The organism is Streptomyces sp. NPDC091272 (assembly GCF_044757485.1).
GTDB lineage: Bacteria > Actinomycetota > Actinomycetes > Streptomycetales > Streptomycetaceae > Streptomyces.
On record NZ_JBIVVC010000004.1, the window covers coordinates 140,860 to 159,463 of the forward strand.

17 protein-coding genes, 1 tRNA gene and 1 riboswitch are annotated in these 18,604 nt (G+C 71.0%); of the genes, 10 read left to right on the plus strand and 8 right to left on the minus strand.

Features of this window, described 5'->3' with window-relative positions; genetic code table 11:
* Positions 1 to 111: 111 nt before the first annotated feature.
* The 3 genes from nagA to ACIQM4_RS13760 form a co-directional block, all read right to left on the minus strand.
* Positions 112 to 1,272, minus strand: coding sequence for an N-acetylglucosamine-6-phosphate deacetylase (gene nagA / locus ACIQM4_RS13750; RefSeq protein WP_401590525.1), 1,161 nt, complete (start codon positions 1,270 to 1,272; stop codon positions 112 to 114).
* Positions 1,272 to 2,303, minus strand: a complete 1,032-nt coding sequence (locus ACIQM4_RS13755) for an ROK family protein (RefSeq protein WP_401590527.1) — start codon at positions 2,301 to 2,303, stop codon at positions 1,272 to 1,274. Before ACIQM4_RS13755 ends, nagA begins: the two co-directional genes overlap by 1 nt.
* A 268-nt stretch (positions 2,304 to 2,571) precedes the next feature.
* Positions 2,572 to 3,477, minus strand: a complete 906-nt coding sequence (locus tag ACIQM4_RS13760) for an SIS domain-containing protein (RefSeq protein WP_401590530.1) — start codon at positions 3,475 to 3,477, stop codon at positions 2,572 to 2,574.
* A gap of 258 nt (positions 3,478 to 3,735) precedes the next feature.
* Between ACIQM4_RS13760 and ACIQM4_RS13765 the strand changes: the two genes are divergently transcribed.
* From ACIQM4_RS13765 to ACIQM4_RS13780, 4 genes are all read left to right on the plus strand, one after another.
* A complete protein-coding gene (locus ACIQM4_RS13765; protein WP_401590533.1) occupies positions 3,736 to 5,022 on the plus strand; it encodes an ABC transporter substrate-binding protein in 1,287 nt (428 codons plus the stop codon).
* A 35-nt stretch (positions 5,023 to 5,057) separates the two neighbouring features.
* Entirely contained in the window at positions 5,058 to 5,342 is a 285-nt protein-coding gene (locus tag ACIQM4_RS13770; protein WP_401591400.1) for a DUF3263 domain-containing protein, read from the plus strand.
* 589 nt (positions 5,343 to 5,931) lie between these two features.
* Positions 5,932 to 6,762: a trehalose-phosphatase gene (gene otsB, locus ACIQM4_RS13775; RefSeq protein ID WP_401590535.1), complete on the plus strand. Its 831-nt coding sequence runs from the start codon at positions 5,932 to 5,934 to the stop codon at positions 6,760 to 6,762.
* An 84-nt stretch (positions 6,763 to 6,846) separates the two neighbouring features.
* Positions 6,847 to 6,920 (plus strand) — tRNA-Met (locus ACIQM4_RS13780).
* 78 nt (positions 6,921 to 6,998) lie between these two features.
* Here the strand turns inward: ACIQM4_RS13780 and ACIQM4_RS13785 are convergent.
* The 4 genes from ACIQM4_RS13785 to ACIQM4_RS13800 all read right to left on the minus strand — a co-directional run bounded on the left by ACIQM4_RS13785 (position 6,999) and on the right by ACIQM4_RS13800 (position 10,123).
* Entirely contained in the window at positions 6,999 to 7,388 is a 390-nt protein-coding gene (locus ACIQM4_RS13785) for a hypothetical protein (RefSeq protein WP_401590538.1), read from the minus strand.
* 106 nt (positions 7,389 to 7,494) lie between these two features.
* On the minus strand, positions 7,495 to 8,877 hold the full coding sequence (locus ACIQM4_RS13790) for a trehalose-6-phosphate synthase (protein WP_401590541.1): 1,383 nt from the start codon (positions 8,875 to 8,877) through the stop codon (positions 7,495 to 7,497).
* A gap of 65 nt (positions 8,878 to 8,942) precedes the next feature.
* Positions 8,943 to 9,137: a hypothetical protein gene (locus ACIQM4_RS13795; RefSeq protein WP_401590543.1), complete on the minus strand. Its 195-nt coding sequence runs from the start codon at positions 9,135 to 9,137 to the stop codon at positions 8,943 to 8,945.
* A complete protein-coding gene (locus ACIQM4_RS13800) occupies positions 9,134 to 10,123 on the minus strand; it encodes a glucosyl-3-phosphoglycerate synthase (protein WP_401590546.1) in 990 nt (329 codons plus the stop codon). Before ACIQM4_RS13800 ends, ACIQM4_RS13795 begins: the two co-directional genes overlap by 4 nt.
* Positions 10,124 to 10,282: 159 nt before the next feature.
* Positions 10,283 to 10,410: riboswitch (SAM riboswitch) on the plus strand.
* Positions 10,411 to 10,424: 14 nt separating this feature from the next.
* Between ACIQM4_RS13800 and thrC the strand changes: the two genes are divergently transcribed.
* From thrC to groL, 4 genes are all read left to right on the plus strand, one after another.
* Complete coding sequence (thrC, locus tag ACIQM4_RS13805; protein WP_401590548.1) at positions 10,425 to 11,714, plus strand: threonine synthase; 1,290 nt, start codon at positions 10,425 to 10,427, stop codon at positions 11,712 to 11,714.
* A 32-nt stretch (positions 11,715 to 11,746) separates the two neighbouring features.
* The gene (locus ACIQM4_RS13810; RefSeq protein ID WP_401590551.1) at positions 11,747 to 12,022 is read left to right on the plus strand and encodes a MoaD/ThiS family protein; all 276 of its coding nucleotides are present in this window, start codon (positions 11,747 to 11,749) and stop codon (positions 12,020 to 12,022) included.
* Between the two features lie 413 nt (positions 12,023 to 12,435).
* Positions 12,436 to 12,639 (plus strand): cold-shock protein, encoded by a 204-nt coding sequence (locus ACIQM4_RS13815; protein WP_005315736.1) that lies wholly within the window; start codon positions 12,436 to 12,438, stop codon positions 12,637 to 12,639.
* A 391-nt stretch (positions 12,640 to 13,030) separates the two neighbouring features.
* Positions 13,031 to 14,653, plus strand: a complete 1,623-nt coding sequence (groL, locus tag ACIQM4_RS13820) for a chaperonin GroEL (protein ID WP_401590554.1) — start codon at positions 13,031 to 13,033, stop codon at positions 14,651 to 14,653.
* Positions 14,654 to 14,827: 174 nt separating this feature from the next.
* Here the strand turns inward: groL and ACIQM4_RS13825 are convergent, their stop codons facing one another.
* Positions 14,828 to 15,202, minus strand: a complete 375-nt coding sequence (locus tag ACIQM4_RS13825; RefSeq protein ID WP_401590556.1) for a nuclear transport factor 2 family protein — start codon at positions 15,200 to 15,202, stop codon at positions 14,828 to 14,830.
* A 198-nt stretch (positions 15,203 to 15,400) separates the two neighbouring features.
* On the opposite strand from ACIQM4_RS13825, the gene ACIQM4_RS13830 reads away from it, so the two are divergent.
* Together ACIQM4_RS13830 and ACIQM4_RS13835 are read left to right on the plus strand one after the other, a co-directional pair.
* Positions 15,401 to 16,768, plus strand: coding sequence for a TrpB-like pyridoxal phosphate-dependent enzyme (locus tag ACIQM4_RS13830; protein ID WP_401590559.1), 1,368 nt, complete (start codon positions 15,401 to 15,403; stop codon positions 16,766 to 16,768).
* 9 nt (positions 16,769 to 16,777) lie between these two features.
* Positions 16,778 to 18,580: a gamma-glutamyltransferase family protein gene (locus tag ACIQM4_RS13835; RefSeq protein ID WP_401590561.1), complete on the plus strand. Its 1,803-nt coding sequence runs from the start codon at positions 16,778 to 16,780 to the stop codon at positions 18,578 to 18,580.
* The last annotated feature ends 24 nt before the right edge of the window (positions 18,581 to 18,604 follow it).

Here is an 18,604-nt window from a genome sequence, read left to right on the forward strand (position 1 = left end):
GCAAGCGCTTTCCGGACAGTCTGCCGACAGTCCTCCGATGGGGATCATGCCAAAGGAAGAGTGGCCGGCCCAGGGGGCCGGGCCATTCGTCTCGGACAAACCGGTGAGAAGTCAGCCCACTTGGGGCGCGATCACCCAATCGCCCTTGCGCATGACGCCCACGACCGCGAAGTCCGCGTCCAGCACGACCAGGTCGGCGTCCTTGCCGGGTTCGAGGGAGCCGACCCGGTCGTCCACGCCCAGGAGGCGGGCCGGGTTGGCCGACAGGGACTGCACCGCGTCGTCGACGGAGAGCCCGTCGACGGTCACCGAGCGGCGGAAGGCCGTGTCGAGCGTGAGGGTCGAGCCGGCGATCGAGCCGCCCTCGACCAGACGGGCGACGCCGTCGCGCACCTCGACGGCGAGCGGGCCCAGCTGGTACTGCCCGTCGCCGAAGCCCGCCGCGTCCATCGCGTCCGTGATCATCGCGACGCGCGCCGCGCCCGCGTGGTGGTAGGCGAGCTGGAAGGCGCCGGGGTGCAGGTGCGTACCGTCGTTGATCAGCTCGATCGTGACCCGCTCGTCCTCCAGCAGGGCGACGATCGGGCCGGGCGTGCGGTGCCCGATGGCGGGCATGGCGTTGTAGAGGTGCGTCGCGACACTCGCACCGGCGTCGATGGCCTCGACGGTCTGCTCGTAGGTGGCGTCGGTGTGGCCGACGGCGGCGATCACGCCGTTCTCGGCCAGCAGGCGTACGGAGTCGATGCCGCCGGGCATCTCGGTGGCCAGCGTGAACATCTTCGCCGTGCCGTGCGCCGCGTCCATCAGCTTGCGTACGTCCGCGGGGTCCGGGTCCCGCAGCAGGGCCTCGCTGTGCGCGCCCTTGCGGCAGGGGGAGATGAACGGTCCCTCGAAGTGGATGCCGGCGAGGTCGCCCTGCTGGACGATCTCCGCGAGGAGGGCAGCGCGGGAGGCCAGTACGTCCATCTCGTCGGTGACGGTGGAGGCGACCATGGTGGTCGTGCCGTGCTCGCGGTGGGTGCGGACGGCCCGCAGCACCTCTTCGGGGGTGCCGGAGGTGAAGGACCCGCCGCCTCCGCCGTGCACATGCATGTCGACGAAGCCGGGGACGATCCAGTGGCCGGTCAGGTCGAGGTGGGGGGTACCGGTCGCGGGGCCGGGGAGCGCTCCCGCGATCCTCGTGCCGTCGACGATGACCCGGCCGCCCTCGACGGTGCCGGTGGGGAGCACCACCTTGGCGCCGGACAGGACCTGGACCTTGTTGCTGGCCATCAGTCGGTTACCTCCGTGGGGGCCATGGCGTCGGTGGACATGGCGTGGGGGGTGGTGGGGGTGGGGCCGGGTGTTTCGGTGCGGTGGGTGTCCTCGCGGCCGGTGTCCTCGTACGCGGCGACCAGGTCCCAGGCGAGGAGGCCGGCGCCCAGGCAGCCGGCCGTGTCGCCGAGGGCGGCCGGCACGATCGTCGGCAGCTTCTGGAAGGTGACGCGTTCGGCGACCGCGGCACGCAGCGGTACGAACAAGGTTTCCCCGGCCTCGGCGAGACCGCCACCCACGATGAAGGTGCGGGGGTCGAGCAGGGTGAGCGCGGTGACCAGGCCGTCCGCCAGGGCGTCGATCGCGGTGTGCCAGACGGCGAGGGCGCGCGGGTCGCCGCTCTCGACGGCCTTGGCGCAGTCGGCGGCGTCGGCGGTGGGGTCGCCGGCCGCCTGCGCCCAGGCGAGGGAGACCGCGGAGGCGGACGCGTACCGCTCCAGGCAGCCGCGCTGGCCGCAGCCGCAGTCGACGCCTCCGGGGCGTACGACGATGTGGCCGATCTCGCCCGCGTAGCCGTGCGCGCCGGCCTCGATGGCGCCGTCGATGCCGATGGCGCCCGCGATGCCGGTGCCCAGGGGGAGGAAGAGGAAGCGGTCGGTGCCGTTGCCCGCGCCGATCCGGCCCTCGGCGAGGCCGCCGGTGCGGACGTCGTGGCCGAGGGCCACCGGGATGCCGCCGAGCCGTTCGCTGAGGAGGGCGCGCATGGGTACGTCACGCCAGCCGAGGTTGGCGGCGTAGCGGGCGATCCCGTTCTCGGCGTCGACGATGCCGGGCACCGCGACGCCGGCGGCGGACGCGCTCTCACCGAGGTGGGCCTCGCCGTGGGCGTGCAGGTCGGCGGCGAAGCCGAGGATCGACTCCACGACCGCTTCGGGGCCGCGGTCCCTGCCGGTGGGGCGGCGGGCCTCGTACAGGAGGGTGCCGTCGGTCCCGACCAGGGCGGCCTTCATTCCGGTGCCGCCCACATCGAGGGCGATGACGTGTTTCACCGGATCAGTGTCGCGCGTCGACCCCGGACAGGTCTAGTCCACTGACCCGTGTTCCGCCGACTGGGCTCGTGAGGGGGGGAGGGCCGCGCTGCTTTTCGGCCGCCGTCGCGGTCGCGGTCGCGTTCTCGGCCGCGGCCGGGCTGATCGTCGCGCGGGCCGGTTACGGCCGGCTCGGTGCGGCCGGGCCCTCGCGAAGGGCGGGCCGGCCGGAGAGTGCCTGGGTCCGCGAAGGCCGGGCGGGCCGGGGTGGCCCGCCCGGACCGGGGGCTCAGCCCAGGATCACGCTGCGCGTCAGGTTGCGCGGGTGGTCCGGGTCGTAGCCCTTCGACTCCGCCAGGACCACCGCGAGGCGCTGGGCGCGGATCAGGTCGGCCATCGGGTCGGCGGTGGCGTGCGCGACCACCGTGCCGCCGACGCGCGCGACGTCCCCCGCCAGGCCCTCCGGCAGCGTGCCGAACATCCAGGCCACCCGGTTGGGGCCGGTGATCGAGATCGGGCCGTGCCGGTACTCCATCGCGGGGTACGACTCCGTCCATGCCCCGGCCGCCTCGCGCATCTTCAGGCCGGCCTCCTGCGCCAGCCCGTACGTCCAGCCCCGGCCGAGGAACGTCCACTGCTCCGCGGACGTGACCGCCTCGGGCAGCGGCTCGGTGATGGCGAGCTCCGCGTCCACCGCGGCGGCGGTGACCGTCCGCACGCCCTCGGGAAGCGGCCCCGTGCGCTCAAGTCCCGCGCGCAGGAAGGCGAGTGCGGTGGTCGCGAAGCGGGTCTGGACGACGGACTCCTCGTCGGCCCAGTCCAGGACGGCGATCGTGTCCGCCGCGTCCATGACCGGAGTCTTCGGGTCGCCGGTGAGGGCCAGCGTGGGCACCTTGCCGCGGACCTCGCCGAGCAGGGCCAGGACCTCGCTCGTCGTGCCGGAGCGCGTGATTGCCACCACACGGTCGTACGAGCGGCCCGCCGGGAACTCGGAGGACGCGAAGGCGTCCGTCTCGCCCTGCCCCGACGCCTCGCGCAGCGCCGCGTACGCCATCGCCATGAACCACGACGTGCCGCAGCCGGTGACCGCAACGCGCTCACCAGGCAGGGGAAGCCCATCGAAGTCGGCCGCGTACGAGGCGGCGCGCCGCCAACAGGCAGGCTGGGTGGCGATCTCAACTGCGGTGCGGGACATGCGCTACGGCTCCTCGAAGAGACGGAAGGGGTGGACGGCCAGGCTGCCGCCCTGCTTAGCAGGCCTTACGTGATTTGCGGAAGGCGTTGCGGAAGAGATACCCAAGTGGTGTAGACCTCGCGATCGGGCATGAGAGAAAATCACAACTCATCGCACTTCTTCGCAACTCATGCGGGGAAGGGTGTTGATGGGACCGGGACAGCCTCACCAAGGCACCGCACGCATCAACGCAAACCATCACCAAAACGGGCAAAAAAGGTGGAACGGGCTGTGCAGCGGCGCTACTTGGGTCTGACCGCGGCGATAGCCGCACTCGGTATGGCGGCTACGGTCGCGGGCTGCGGCACGTTCGGCATCGGCGGCTCCGACGAGGTGACCCTGAAGTTCGTCGCCGCGGACTACAACCTCGACGGCGGCGACGGCACCAAGCAGTACTGGAACAAGCTCGCCCGCGCCTTCGAGGCGAAGAACCCCGGCATCAAGGTCGACGTCACGATCTACTCGTGGGACGACGTGGACCGCAAGGTCGCCGAGATGGTCAAGGGCGGCCAGGACCCCGACGTCGCCCAGATCGGCGCGTACGCCGACTACGCGGCGGACGGCAAGCTCTACCCGGTCGACGACATGGTCTCGATCCCGACCCAGGCCAACTTCCTGGAGTCGCTCGCCCGCGCGGGTGAGGTGAACCGCAGGCAGTACGGCATGCCGTTCGTCGGCAGCACGCGGCTGATGTTCTACAACAAGAGCCTCTTCGAGAAGGCCGGCATCACCTCCGCCCCCAAGACCTGGGACGACCTCGCCGACGACGCGAAGGCGCTCAGGGCGGCCGGTGTGAAGGTCCCCTTCGCCCTGCCGCTCGGGCCCGAGGAGGCCCAGGCCGAGACCATGAACTGGATGCTGTCGGCCGGCTCCGGCTACACCGACGACATCGGTACGTACACGATCAACTCGGCCAACAACATCGGTGCCTTCGAGTTCCTCAAGGAAGACCTGGTCAAGCCCGGTCTGACCGGCCCCGTCGCGCCCGGCAAGCTCAACCGCAAGGCGGCCTTCGAGTCCTTCGCGAAGGGCGAGGTCGGCATGCTCAACGGCCACCCTTCGCTGATGAAGCAGGCGGAGAAGAACGGCGTCGACTACGAGATGGCGCCGTTGCCGTCCGAGAACGGCAAGCCGCAGCCGGCGATGGGTGTCGCCGACTGGATGATGGCCTTCAAGAAGAACGGTCACCGCAAGGAGATCGGCAAGTTCCTCGACTTCGCGTACAGCGACGAGAACGTGATGACCTTCGCCGACGAGTTCGACCTGCTGCCGACGACGGTCACGGCGACCGACAAGATGTCCACGGACGGCAAGCACACCAAGGTCCGCAAGTTCCTGGACGCGATGTCGAACGCGCAGCTCTACCCGGTCGACAAGACGTCGTGGGCGACGGTGAGCGAGAGCGTCAAGAAGGAGATCGGCAAGTCGGTCGAGCCGCCGAACACTCCGGCGGGCGTCCTGGGCGTCCTCTCCCGCGAGGCAGCGGCGACGGACAACGCACGGTAGACGGCCGGGGGCCTACGCTGGACCGCATGGACCGCATGGAGCTGCCGCGCGAGGACGAGCACGGCCCGGTCGGTGACCCGGCCAGTGACCCGGGACCCGGGCTGAGCGAGCGGGAGCTGGCCGTGCTGGCCGTGGAGCGGCAGGGCTGGGCCGCCCCCGGAGCCAAGGAACGGGCCGTCCGCGAGCAGCTGGGAGTCTCGCCGACGCGCTACTACCAGCTGCTGAACGCGCTCCTGGACGACGAGAGGGCGCTGGCGCACGATCCGGTGACGGTCAACCGGCTACGGAGGGTACGGGAGGCACTGCGCACCCGCCGATAAACCTCCCCCTCCCCGGGACGTGCCCTCGACTCGGGCCCCGGGCCCGCTCGCCCTCCTTGGGCGGCGGGGCCGCCCTTTCCCTCCCCACCCTCAGCGGCCTTGGGCGGCGGGGCCGCCCCCTTCCCCCCAGCCCTCTTGGGCAGCGGGGCCGCCCCCTTTCCCCCCCAGCCCTCTTGGGCAGCGGGGCCGCCCCCTTTCCCCACCCCCCAGCCCTCTTGGGCAGCGGGGCCGCCCCCCGGGGGCGGGACGGGTGGGCAAGGGGGCGGCCCCTCGCGCGGAGCGCACCCTTCTCGCGTGCCCCCTCTCGCGACGTTCCTTCGTGCGGGCGCGTCGTGGCTGATCGCGCAGTTCCCCGCGCCCCTGAAGGGGCCGTCTCACTTCGCGCGGGCGCGTTGTGGCTGGTCGCGCAGTTCCCCGCGCCCCTGAAGGGGCCGTCTCACTTCGCGCGCGTGCGTTGTGGCTGGGCGCGCAGTTCCCCGCGCCCCTGACGGGGCGCCCCCTGGGCGTGGGTGCGGGACGTGCGGGTGCGTTGGAGCTGGGGCGCGCAGTTCCCCGCGTCCCGGCCAGGGGCCCCGGTAAGGTCTGTCGTATGGGCACTCTTGTTGAACCGTCCACCCCCGCCGGCCGCGACGCCCTCGACGTGATGACGGCCGCGCCCCAACGTGCCCTCGTCGCACTCGACTTCGACGGCACGCTGGCCGACATCGTCGCGGATCCCGAGCAGGCCCGTGCGCACCGCGGTGCCGTTCCCGCCCTGTCCGCGCTCGCGCCGCACGTCGCCTCTGTGGCCATCGTGACCGGACGGCCGGCCGGGGTCGCCGTGCGGTACGGCGGCTTCGCCGGGGTTCCGGGCCTGGAGCACCTCGTCGTGCTCGGCCATTACGGCGCCGAACGCTGGGAAGCCCGTACCGGCACCGTCCGCGCCCCCGCCCCCCACCCCGGCCTCGCCGCCGTCCGCGCCGAGCTGCCCGGCGTGCTCGACGCGCACGGCGCCTGGCGCGGTACCTGGATCGAGGAGAAGGGGCAGGCCCTCGCCGTTCACACCCGCCGGGCCAGCGACCCCGAAGCCGCCTTCGACGCCCTGCGCACCCCTCTGGCCGAGCTCGCGGCCCGGCACGGCCTGATGCTCGAACCAGGGCGCCTGGTACTGGAGTTGAGGCCGCCGGGCATGGACAAGGGCGTCGCCCTGGCCGAGTACGTGCACGAGGTCGGCGCGACCTCCGTCCTCTACGCGGGGGACGACCTCGGCGATCTCCCGGCCTTCGCCGCCGTCCACAAGCTCCGCTCCGAAGGCATTCCCGGACTGCTGCTGTGCAGCGGTTCCGCGATCCCCGAACTCGCCGAGCAGGCCGATGTGTTGCTGCCGGGTCCCGCCGAGGTGACCGCTTTCCTGGCGGCCCTCGCGCAGCGCCTCTCGTAGGAGTGTGCGCAGGAGTGTGCGTAAGAGTGTGCGCGGAACCGATTTCCCACCGGGGGCGAAAGCACGTAGTGTCGTGTTCACCGACGCGGGGTGGAGCAGCTCGGTAGCTCGCTGGGCTCATAACCCAGAGGTCGCAGGTTCAAATCCTGTCCCCGCTACTGACGAAGTAGTGCGGGAGCCCGGGACTCGGAAGAGTTCCGGGCTCCTGTGTTTTCGGCCCGTGGCGCCGACCGCGGTCATCCCTCTTCGCGTGGCTCCGTGCGGTGGTCGAAGTACGCCCATGCGAAGATCCCCAGCACCGCCACCGCGCCCACCGACAGGACCTGGACCGGCGTCGGCGCGCCCTGGGTGAGGAACGCGGTCAGTCCCGTCACCAGCGCGCCGCCCAGCATCACCATCCGGCTGAGGAAGTACTGGCCCGGGTCGCGTCCCTCGCGTTCCGAGAACAGTCCCTCCATCGCGGCCCTCGCCGGCCGGGCGGCGCCCTTGCGTCTCTTCGCGCGGTACTCCAGTGCGTACCCGATGGCCAGGTAGAGCACGAGGACCCCGGCGATCCAGGCCCAGTCGGAGGCGTCGTCCGAGTCGCCCCCGCGCGCCAGCAGCAGTTCCGAAGTGACGAGTCCCATTGAGGGCCCCCTTTCCCTACCGGGCGGGTGCCCTCACCGGGGGGCCGTACTCGTCACGACTCGCGAACACCAGACACAACTGCCGTACCGCGCCGAGGTGTTCGGCTCAGGTGCGCAGTGCCTCCAGCTGGTCCAGGAACCACTGCTTGGGGGGCAGCGCCGTCGCGGCGGCAGCCAGGCGCTTCGTGCGTTCCGCGCGCTGCTCCGGCTCCATCGTCAGCGCCTCGTGGAGCGCGTCGGCCGTGCCCGTCACGTCGTACGGGTTGACCACGATCGCGTCGTCGCCCAGTTCCTCGTACGCCCCCGCCTCCCGGGACAGGACCAGTGCGCAGCCCTTGTCGGAGACCACCGGAATCTCCTTGGCGACCAGGTTCATGCCGTCGCGGATCGGGTTGACCAGTGCGACGTCGGCCAGCCGGTACGCGGCGAGCGAGCGGGCGAAGTCGTCCTTGACGTGCAGGACCACCGGGGTCCAGGTGGGTGTTCCGTACTTGGCGTTGATGCCGTCGGCGATCCGCTGCACCGAGGCCGTGTAGTCCCGGTAGACCGCCAGGTCCTGCCGGGAGGGGTAGGCGAAGGCGATGTGGACCACCCGTTCGCGCCACTCGGGGCGGGTCTCCAGGAGGTGTTCGTAGGCGAGGAGGCCGCGCACGATGTTTTTCGAGAGTTCGGTGCGGTCGACGCGGACGATGGTGCGGCGGTCCTCGCCGCCGATCTGCTCGCGGAGCGAGACCAGCCGGTCCTCGACGTCGTCGCGGTGCGCGCGCTCGCGCAGGAAGTCCGCGTCCGCGCCGAGGCCGTGCACGCCGATCCGCTTGCCGTCGAGTGCCTCCTCGCCCAGGAGCTCCAGCGCGCACGCGGTGAAGGCGTCCGCCCAGCGGCGGGTGAGGAAGGCCGCCCGGTCCGCGCCGAGGATGCCGTTCAGCAGTTGCTTCGCGATGTCGTCGGGGAGCAGCCGGAAGTAGTCGACCGGGGCCCACGGGGTGTGCGAGAAGTGGCCGATGCTCAGGTCGGGGCGCAGCGCCCGGAGCATGCCGGGGGCGAGACAGAGGTGGTAGTCCTGGATGAGCACGGTGGCGTCCGGGGCGGCGGCCGCGGCCAGGGCCTCGGCGAAGGCCCGGTTGTACCGCTCGTAGGCGTCCCACTGCTGCCGGAACTCCGCGTCGAAGGCCGGTTCCAGCGGGGTCTGGTAGAGCAGGTGGTGGACGAACCACAGGACCGAGTTCGCGATGCCGTTGTACGCGGCGGTGTGCGTGTCCGCGTCGATGTCGAGCATTTGCACACCTGGCTCGGACACCCCCCGGCGCACCGCCTCGCGGTCTCCTTCGCCGAGGGCCGAGCAGACCCACAGGGAGTCTTCGGAACCGATTGCGCTGAGGCCGGAGACGAGACCGCCGCCGCCGCGCCGGGCGTCGAGCGAACCGGTCTCGTCGTTGATCGTGTACGAAACCGGTCCGCGATTGGACGCAACAAGGATCTGGGCTGCCATATGGCGAAACCTAGCCCGTCCGGGATTCCCTCAAACGTGCGGCCGTGCCGTCCGTGTGTGCGGGGTCAGCCGCGACGCCGACGGGCCACGGTGCGGGCGAGCACTCCGAGCGAGGCCAGACCGAGCGCGATCCCGCCGACGAGCGGCAGCCGGTCGTCGCGCCCACCGGTCTCGGCCAGCCTGCCGTCGGGTCCGCCCAGGGGCTCGCCGGGGCCGTCCGTCATCGGCTTCTTCGGGGCGGCGGGTCCGGCCGGGGTCATGCCGCGTGGCGTGCCGCGTACTCCTCGATCTCACGCATAGGCGGGCGCTCCTCCGTGTCCACGGGGTGGGTGCGGGGTACGAAGGCACCGTCGAGGCGTTCGAACTGGGTGAGGGAGGGGCGAACCAAGTGCCCCCGCGAGAGCCTGAGTTGGGCCGTACGGTAGATCGCGGCGGCCATCCGGCCCAGGGCCTGGCCGTCCTGGTGGCGGTGCTTGCGCACCCCCACGTCCACCTGGCCGAGCGCGTCGAGGCCGACCGTGTGCAGCGAGTCGATCAGGAGCCCGAGCTCGACTCCGTAACCGACCGGGAAGGGCAGCCGCTCCAGCAGGCTCCGGCGGGCCGCGTACTCACCGCCCAACGGCTGTACGAAACCGGCCAGTTGCGGCCAGTGCAGGTTGAGCAGCGGGCGGGCCATCAGCTCCGTGACCCGGCCGCCCTGCCCGGCGGCCCGGTCGGCGCCGGGCCCGTCGCACTCGCTGCCCAGCGGGCGGTCGTACGTCGCCTTGACGAACTGCACGTCCGGTTCGGTCAGCAGCGGGCCCACGATCCCCGACACGAACGAGGGGTCGAACTCCCGCAGGTCCGCGTCCACGAAGCAGATCACGTCACCCCGGGTCACCAGCAGCGAGCGCCACAGCACCTCGCCCTTGCCGCGCAGCGCCGGTACGCGGGGCAGGATGTCGTCCCGGTGCACCACCCGCGCCCCGGCCGCCGCCGCGGCCCGTGCCGTGCCGTCCTTGGAACCCGAGTCGACCACCACCAGCTCGTCCACCAGGGGCACGCCCCGGCCGCCCGCCTCCGGGCCCATCAGGTCCGTGCGGATCGCGGCCACGATCGCCCCGACCGTCGCCTCCTCGTCGAGCGCGGGCAGGACGACGCTGACGGTGGTGCCCCTGGCCGCCTTCGCGGCGAGCAGCCGCTCCAGCGGCCGGTCGGCAGCGGTCCAGGACCGCGTGCCCAGCCAGCGCTCCACCTCTTCCAGCACGCCCGTCACTCCCGACTCTGTGATCTATCTCGCGGTCCGGACGTCTGGCACACCCGTCCGGGGGTTCGGTTACAGTCTTGAACAACGCGGACGACCGGCGCATGTCGGGGTCTGTCCGCACACAAACACCCGGGCCGTCCACGGCACCCGGAGTCATAGCGCTCATCCAGAGGGACAGAGGGAAACGGCCCGTTGAAGTCCCGGCAACCCCCCGGCCGACCGCGAGGTCAGGTCAGGAAGGTGCCAATTCCGTCTCGTGGCGAAAGCCGTCGCGGGGAAGATGAGGAAGGACCTCGCCATCATGGCTGTGCAGACCACAGAAACCGCAACGACCTCCACCGTCGACCTGGGCCCCGCCGCCGCCCTCTCCTGCCGCGAGTGCGGCGAGCGCTTCGAGCTCGGCCCGATCTTCGCCTGCCAGCTGTGTTTCGGACCGCTGGAAGTGGCGTACGACCTTCCCACCGCCGGCGCCGAGGAGCTCAAGAAGCGCATCGCGGCCGGCCCGGAGAACATCTGGCGCTACGCGCCCCTGCTGCCCGTCCCCGCCGACGTGGCCACCAAGCCCAGCCTGAACCCCGGCTTCACCAAGCTGGTCAAGGCGGACAACCTGGCCCGCGAGCTGGGTGTCACCGGCGGCCTGTACGTCAAGGACGACTCCGGCAACCCGACGCACTCCTTCAAGGACCGCGTCGTCGCGATCGCCGTCGAGGCCGCCCGCGCCTTCGGCTTCACCACCCTCTCCTGCTCCTCCACGGGCAACCTGGCGGGCGCGGTGGGCGCCGCCGCGGCCCGCGCCGGGTTCCGCTCCTGCGTCTTCATCCCGCACGACCTGGAGCAGGGCAAGGTCGTCATGGCCGCCGTGTACGGGGGCGAGCTGGTCGGCATCGAGGGCAACTACGACGACGTGAACCGGTTCTGCTCCGAGCTCATCGGCGACCCGCTCGGCGAGGGCTGGGGCTTCGTCAACGTCAACCTGCGTCCGTACTACGGCGAGGGTTCCAAGACCCTCGCGTACGAGATCTGCGAGCAGCTCGGCTGGCGGCTGCCCGACCAGCTGGTCATCCCGATCGCCTCCGGGTCCCAGCTCACGAAGATCGACAAGGGGCTCCAGGAGCTGATCAAGCTCGGCCTGGTCGAGGACAAGCCGTACAAGATCTTCGGCGCCCAGGCGGAGGGCTGCTCGCCGGTCTCCACCGCGTACAAGGCCGGTCACGACGTCGTGCGCCCGCAGAAGCCGAACACCATCGCCAAGTCCCTGGCCATCGGCAACCCGGCGGACGGCCCGTACGTCCTGGACATCGCCCGTCGCACCGGTGGCGCCGTCGAGGACGTGAACGACGAGCAGGTCGTCGACGCGATCAAGCTGCTGGCCCGTACGGAGGGCATCTTCGCGGAGACCGCGGGCGGTGTGACCGTCGGCGTCACGAAGAAGCTCATCGAGGCGGGGCTGCTGGACCCGGCGCTGACCACCGTCGTGCTCAACACCGGTGACGGCCTCAAGACGCTGGACGCGGTGGCCCCGACCACCGGCCCCTCCGCGACCATCCGCCCGAGCCTGGACGCGTTCCGCGGCGCCGGCCTGGCACGCTGAACCCCTCACGTACGCAAGGAAGGCTGAACACCATGAGCGTCAAGGTCCGCATCCCCACCATCCTCCGCACGTACACCGGCGGTGAGTCCGAGGTGGCCGCCGAGGGTGCGACCCTCGCCGAGGTCATCGCCGACCTGGAGAAGAACCACACCGGCATCGCCGCCCGCGTCCTGGACGACACGGGCAAGCTGCGCCGGTTCGTGAACGTGTACGTGAACGACGACGACGTGCGCTTCGAGAGCGGCCTGGAGACGGCCACGCCGGACGGCGCGGGCGTCTCGATCATCCCGGCCGTCGCCGGCGGCTGAGCCCCGAAAGCTCCCCGCGCCAACGGAAGTTGCCCCCTTCGCTCACAAGCGGAGGGGGCAATTCCGTAGGGTTGAAAGGAGTAGAGTAGGGGAAGCCCCGCTCTCCGCCTTTGCCTCGCGCATATGAGAACGCGAGAAGATGCGTGCCGCGTGTTCGAGCCTTTTGCCGCCGAAGCGCACGCTATGTCCGGCCCGACTTGACCTGGAATTGCGTCAGTTGACCGTTCCGTGCGTTCAGGCCTACCCAGAATTCTCGTCCGATTGACCTGTTGCAGAGGGCAGTTGGGCGGATACATTCAGCCGCGGTCGACGCGCTTCGGCGCACACCAGCCGCGTTCCTTCTCGCGGGTGGGGTCTGACCCGGGGTCGCGAAGTGCGGCACCGCGTAAGGGCCAGTAATAGGGGAGTTAGGCATGGCTCAGGGCACCGTCAAGTGGTTCAACGCGGAGAAGGGGTACGGCTTCATCGCGGTCGACGGTGGTGCGGATGTATTCGTCCACTACAGCGCGATCCAGATGGACGGCTACCGCACCCTTGAAGAGGGTCAGCGAGTCGAATTCGAGATCTCGCAGGGCCAGAAGGGTCCGCAGGCGGACATGGTCAAGCTCGCCGTCTGATCCCGGCGCGATCGGCCACCGACGCACTCACCAGCACTCACGCACGCAGGGCCCGTACCCCGTCACCGGGGTACGGGCCCTCCGTGCTTGGCTGCGGCGGCGCGCGGGCGGCGCCCACCCGGACGGGCCTCTGCGTGCGCGCGCCCTCACCATCTGTGGTATCCGCTTGCACTCGCATGGGTCGAGTGCTAATCATTGGCGTTAGCACTCTCCCAGTGAGAGTGACAGAACTTGGACCAGGTTCGGTGAGGCCGAGTGGTGTCGGGGTAAGGGATCCCGGGCATCGCGAGGCCGTCCGTCGCGGGCGCCGAATCGTACGGTCCGGAGCAATCCTCCCCCAAGCTCTTGAGGAGCAGGGGGTGCCCCCGACGTCCTGGGAGGACCACTTCACATGGCCAAGATCATCGCGTTCGACGAGGAGGCCCGGCGCGGCCTCGAGCGTGGCATGAACCAGCTCGCCGACGCTGTCAAGGTCACCCTTGGCCCCAAGGGCCGCAACGTCGTCCTTGAGAAGAAGTGGGGCGCCCCCACGATCACCAACGACGGCGTCTCCATCGCCAAGGAGATCGAGCTCGAGGACCCGTACGAGAAGATCGGCGCCGAGCTCGTCAAGGAGGTCGCGAAGAAGACGGACGACGTCGCCGGTGACGGCACGACGACCGCGACCGTCCTCGCGCAGGCGCTGGTCCGTGAGGGCCTTCGTAACGTCGCCGCGGGTGCCAACCCGATGGCCCTGAAGCGTGGCATCGAGAAGGCCGTCGAGGCCGTCTCCGGCGCCCTTCTGGAGCAGGCGAAGGAGGTCGAGACCAAGGAGCAGATCGCCTCGACCGCCTCCATCTCCGCCGCCGACACCCAGATCGGCGAGCTCATCGCCGAGGCCATGGACAAGGTCGGCAAGGAAGGCGTCATCACGGTCGAGGAGTCGCAGACCTTCGGCCTGGAGCTTGAGCTCACCGAGGGCATGCGCTTCGACAAGGGCTACATCTCGGCGTACTTCGCGACCGACATGGAGCGCATGGAGTCGGCGCTCGAGGACCCGTACATCCTCATCGTCAACTCGAAGATCGGCAACGTGAAGGACCTCCTTCCGCTGCTGGAGAAGGTCATGCAGTCCGGCAAGCCGCTGCTGATCATCGCCGAGGACGTCGAGGGCGAGGCGCTCTCCACCCTGGTCGTGAACAAGATCCGTGGCACGTTCAAGTCCGTCGCCGTCAAGGCCCCGGGCTTCGGCGACCGCCGCAAGGCCATGCTGAACGACATCGCCATCCTCACCGGCGGCACGGTCATCTCCGAGGAGGTCGGCCTCAAGCTGGAGAACGCCGGTCTCGACCTGCTCGGCCGCGCCCGCAAGGTCGTCATCACCAAGGACGAGACGACCATCGTCGACGGTGCCGGTGACAGCGAGCAGGTCCAGGGCCGCGTCAACCAGATCCGCGCCGAGATCGAGAACAGCGACTCGGACTACGACCGCGAGAAGCTCCAGGAGCGCCTGGCGAAGCTGGCCGGCGGCGTGGCCGTCATCAAGGCCGGTGCCGCCACCGAGGTCGAGCTCAAGGAGCGCAAGCACCGCATCGAGGACGCCGTCCGCAACGCGAAGGCGGCCGTCGAAGAGGGCATCGTCGCCGGTGGTGGCGTCGCCCTCCTCCAGGCCTCGGCCGTCTTCGAGAAGCTGGAGCTCACGGGCGACGAGGCGACCGGCGCCAACGCCGTGAAGCTCGCGCTGGAGGCCCCGCTCAAGCAGATCGCCGTCAACGGTGGTCTTGAGGGTGGCGTCGTCGTGGAGAAGGTCCGCAACCTGCCCATCGGTCACGGCCTGAACGCCGCCACCGGTGAGTACGTCGACATGATCGCCGAGGGCATCCTGGACCCGGCGAAGGTCACGCGCTCCGCCCTCCAGAACGCCGCGTCGATCGCCGCGCTGTTCCTCACCACCGAGGCCGTCATCGCCGACAAGCCCGAGAAGGCCGGCGCTGCCGCCCCGGGTGGCATGCCGGGCGGAGACATGGACTTCTAGTCCGCGTCTTACTCCCGCCGGCCTCGCCGGCAGCAGTACGTACGGCCCACCGGGGCGGTACCCCTTCGGGGGTGCCGCCCCGGTGGCGTACCCGGGACCGCAGTCCCGGGTGCCGTGCTGTCAGGCCGCCCGGGGCGTTCCGTCGGACCGTGCCGGGCCCGCGCGCCCACGGCGCTACCGCCTCGCCGTGGCCTGGTGGGCCAGCAGCCGCCACTGCCCGTGGACCCGGACCCACACGCCCAGCGTCCGGTTGGCCAGCTCCCTGGGCGTCCCGCCCGCCGTCATGTCCACGGACGCGGCGCCGGTCACCACGGCGGTGTCACCGACCACGGTGACGCTGTCCGTGCGGTGCTCGATGCGGTGGTAGACGAAGAAGGCGCTCTCGCACTTCGCGAGGAACGAGTCGAGCGTGTCCACGTTCCCGCTCGAATGCGTGTAGGTGAGCCCGGGATGCGCGAGTTCCCTGAACCCGGCCAGGTCGCCCGACACGATCGCCCGGAAGCGCCGGCTCTCCCCCTCGCGTACGGCGCCCTCGTCTCCCGCGGCCATGTCCGCCCCCTCCACCTCGCCCAACTCCCGTCCCCAGCCAGTGTGGTGGGCCGCGGCGCGAGAGTCCTGCCCCTATCGGCCTAGTCCGATGTGGGGAGTGCGATTTCGCCTGTCAGGCACAAAAGGTGAGGCTGTCCGACATTCCGCACTCATACGATCCGTCGTAGGAATGGCCCGGCCCCTCGAAGGGAACCAACGGTGTTGAAGCGAGTCCTGCTCTCCGAGAACGATCTGCCCGACCGCTGGTACAACATCCTCCCCGACCTGCCCGCACCCCTGCCCGGCCCGCTCAACCCGATGACGATGGCCCCGCTGCAACCCGGCGACCTGGCGGACCTGCTCCCGCGCAAGGTGATCGAGGACGAGTTCACCCGGGAGCGCTGGGTGGAGATACCGGACAGGGTGCGCGAGGTCTACAAGATCTGGCGACCCTCCCCGCTGGTCCGCGCCGAACGGCTGGAACGCGCGCTCGACACCCCGGCCCACATCTACTTCAAGTACGAGGGCGTGTCCCCCTCGGGCTCCCACAAGCCGAACACCGCGGTCGTCCAGGCGTACTACGCGGCCGAGGAGGGCGTACGGAGGCTGACGACGGAGACCGGGGCGGGGCAGTGGGGATCGGCGCTGTCGTTCGCCGGCGCGCTGTTCGGGCTTGAGGTCAACGTCTACATGGTCAAGGCCTCGTTCGAGCAGAAGCCCTACCGCAAGTCGCTCATGCGCAGCTGGGGCGCCGAGGTCTTCGCCTCACCCACCGAGCGCACCGAGGCCGGGCGCGCGATCCTCGCCAAGGACCCGGATTCCCTGGGGTCCATCGGCATCGCCATCAGCGAGGCCGTGGCGGACGCGCTGAGCCGGGACGACACCAAGTTCGCGCTGGGCTCCATCATGAACAACGTGCTGCTGCACCAGTCCGTGATCGGGCTGGAGGCCAAGAAGCAGATGGAGATCATGGGGGAGTACCCCGACGTCGTGATCGGCTGCGTCGGCGGCGGCTCCAACTACGCGGGTCTCGCCTACCCGTTCATGCAGGACCGGCTGGACGGGGCGCACCCCGGGACCCGGTTCGTGGCCGCCGAGCCCGAGGCCTGCCCGACCCTCACCCGCGGCAAGCTCGCCTACGACTTCGCGGACACCGCGGGGCTGACCCCGCCCCTGTACATGCATACGCTGGGCCATGAGTTCATCCCCGGCCCGATCCACGCCGGCGGCCTGCGCTACCACGGTGACGCGCCCAGCCTGTGCCTGCTGAAGGAGCACGGCCTGATCGAGGCGCGGGCCTACGCGCAGACGGACGTCTTCGACGCGGCGATCAGCTTCGCGCGCAGCGAGGGCTTCGTCATCGCCCCCGAGTCGTCGCACGGCCTGAAGGCGGCGATCGTCGAGGCGGTGGCCGCGAAGGAGGCGGGGGAGGAGCGGGTGGTGCTGTTCAACATCTCCGGGCACGGCAACTTCGACCTGGCCGCCTTCGACTCCTACCTCGCCGGAACACTGCAGAACCCGACGGTCACCGACCAGCAGATCGCGGAGAGTCTGAGCGACCTGCCGACCCCCGCCGCCTCGGCCTGAGGCGCGGGCATGACGACGCGTCCCGAGCTGCGGGGCACCTTCGGCGCGGTCTCCTCGACGCACTGGCTGGCCTCGGCCGCCGGCATGGCGACCCTGGAGGCGGGCGGCAACGCCTTCGACGCCGCCGCCGCGACCGGCTTCGTCCTACAGGTGGTCGAACCCCATCTGAACGGGCCCGCCGGTGACGTCCCGATCCTCCTCTTCGAGGCCGCTTCGGGGCGCACCAGGGTGATCTGCGGGCAGGGCCCGATGCCGGCGGCGGCGACCCCGAAGGCCTTCGCGGACCTGGGCCTGTCCCGGATCCCCGGCTCCGGCCTGCTCCCGGCCACCGTCCCCGGCGCGTTCGGGGCCTGGCTGAAGCTGTTGGAGCAGCACGGCACCCTGCGCCTGGCACAGGTGCTCAAGTACGCGGTCGGCTGTGCGGCGGACGGCTACCCGGTCCTGCCGAAGGCCGCCGAGGCCATCGGCGTGCTGGCCGAGCTGTTCCGCGACCTGTGGCCGGAGTCGGGCCGCACCTACCTGGTGGCCGGCGCCCCGCCCCGGCCGGGTTCCCGGCTGCGCAACCCGGCGCTCGCCGAGACCTTCCGGCGGGTCCTCAAGGAGGCCGAGGCGGCGGGGGCGGGCCGCGAGCAGCAGATCCGCGCCGGCCACCGGGCGTTCTACAGCGGTTTCGTCGCGGCGGCCGTCGACGCGCACCTGCGCACCGAGGTCCTGGACGCCACCGGCCGCCGCCACCGGGGCCTGCTCACCGGCGACGACCTCGCCCGCTGGGTGCCGGCCACGGAGGACACCGTCAGCCGCTCCTACCGCGGCCTGGAGGTGCACAAGCCGGGCCCGTGGTCGCAGGGCCCGGTCTTCCTCCAGCAACTCGCCCTGCTGGAGGGCTTCGACCTCGCCGCCATGGGCCTGGACAGCGCCGACCACCTGCACACCGTCATCGAGTGCGCCAAGCTCGCCTACGCGGACCGCGAAGCCTGGTACGGCGACCCGGACTTCACGGACGTACCCCTGGCCACGCTGCTCTCCGAGCGCTACGCCGCCGACCGCCGCAGGCTGGTCGGCGACCAGGCCTCCGGGCGTCTGCGGCCGGGTGCCCCGGACGGCCGCACGCCCCGGATTCCGTCCCTCGACCGGGCGGATCCGCCACAAGGGCCGTACTGGCAGGGGCAGTTGTACGACGGACTGCCCACGGTCGTGCCCCCGGTCCTGGCGGCAACCGAGGCGCGCGGCGACACCTGCTGCCTGACCGTCACCGACCGGCACGGCAACATGGTGGCCGCGACCCCCAGCGGCGGCTGGCTGAAGAGTTCCCCGGTGGTCCCGGGGCTCGGCTTCCCGCTGGGCACCAGGGGCCAGATGGCGTGGCTGGAGGAGGGGCACCCCAACTCCCTGGCACCCGGCAAGCGGCCCCGGACGACGCTGAGTCCCACCCTCGTCGTACGGGATGGCCGGGCGGCGCTGGCGTTCGGCACGCCGGGCGGGGACCAGCAGGACCAGTGGACGCTGGGCTTCTTCCTGGCCCGCACCGACTTCGGTCTCGGCCTCCAACAGGCGGTCGAGAGCCTCGCCTTCCACTCCGAGCACGTCCCCTCCTCGTTCGTACCGCGCACCCACCGGCCGCTCGGCGTCCGGATCGAGCACCGCCGCACCGAGGAGGCGGCGGCCGGCCTGGCCTGCCGCGGGCACGACCTGGTGACGGTCCCCGACTGGTCGCTGGGCAAGGTGTGCGCGGTGGGCGTCGAACCGGACGACGGGCTGCTGTGCGCCGCCGCGTCGCCCCGCGGCGGACAGGCCTACGCGATCGCCCGCTGAAACACCGGAAAGGATCTTCGAACC

Bases quoted from the DNA above. Each gene is read 5' to 3' on its own strand.
- nagA (WP_401590525.1), bottom strand. From the start codon at position 1,272: ATGGCCAGCAACAAGGTCCAGGTCCTGTCCGGCGCCAAGGTGGTGCTC.
- ACIQM4_RS13760 (WP_401590530.1), bottom strand. From the start codon at position 3,477: ATGTCCCGCACCGCAGTTGAGATCGCCACCCAGCCTGCCTGTTGGCGG.
- ACIQM4_RS13770 (WP_401591400.1), top strand. From the start codon at position 5,058: ATGGAGCTGCCGCGCGAGGACGAGCACGGCCCGGTCGGTGACCCGGCC.
- otsB (WP_401590535.1), top strand. From the start codon at position 5,932: ATGGGCACTCTTGTTGAACCGTCCACCCCCGCCGGCCGCGACGCCCTC.
- ACIQM4_RS13785 (WP_401590538.1), bottom strand. From the start codon at position 7,388: ATGGGACTCGTCACTTCGGAACTGCTGCTGGCGCGCGGGGGCGACTCG.
- ACIQM4_RS13790 (WP_401590541.1), bottom strand. From the start codon at position 8,877: ATGGCAGCCCAGATCCTTGTTGCGTCCAATCGCGGACCGGTTTCGTAC.
- ACIQM4_RS13795 (WP_401590543.1), bottom strand. From the start codon at position 9,137: ATGACCCCGGCCGGACCCGCCGCCCCGAAGAAGCCGATGACGGACGGC.
- thrC (WP_401590548.1), top strand. From the start codon at position 10,425: ATGGCTGTGCAGACCACAGAAACCGCAACGACCTCCACCGTCGACCTG.
- ACIQM4_RS13810 (WP_401590551.1), top strand. From the start codon at position 11,747: ATGAGCGTCAAGGTCCGCATCCCCACCATCCTCCGCACGTACACCGGC.
- ACIQM4_RS13815 (WP_005315736.1), top strand. From the start codon at position 12,436: ATGGCTCAGGGCACCGTCAAGTGGTTCAACGCGGAGAAGGGGTACGGC.
- groL (WP_401590554.1), top strand. From the start codon at position 13,031: ATGGCCAAGATCATCGCGTTCGACGAGGAGGCCCGGCGCGGCCTCGAG.
- ACIQM4_RS13825 (WP_401590556.1), bottom strand. From the start codon at position 15,202: ATGGCCGCGGGAGACGAGGGCGCCGTACGCGAGGGGGAGAGCCGGCGC.
- ACIQM4_RS13835 (WP_401590561.1), top strand. From the start codon at position 16,778: ATGACGACGCGTCCCGAGCTGCGGGGCACCTTCGGCGCGGTCTCCTCG.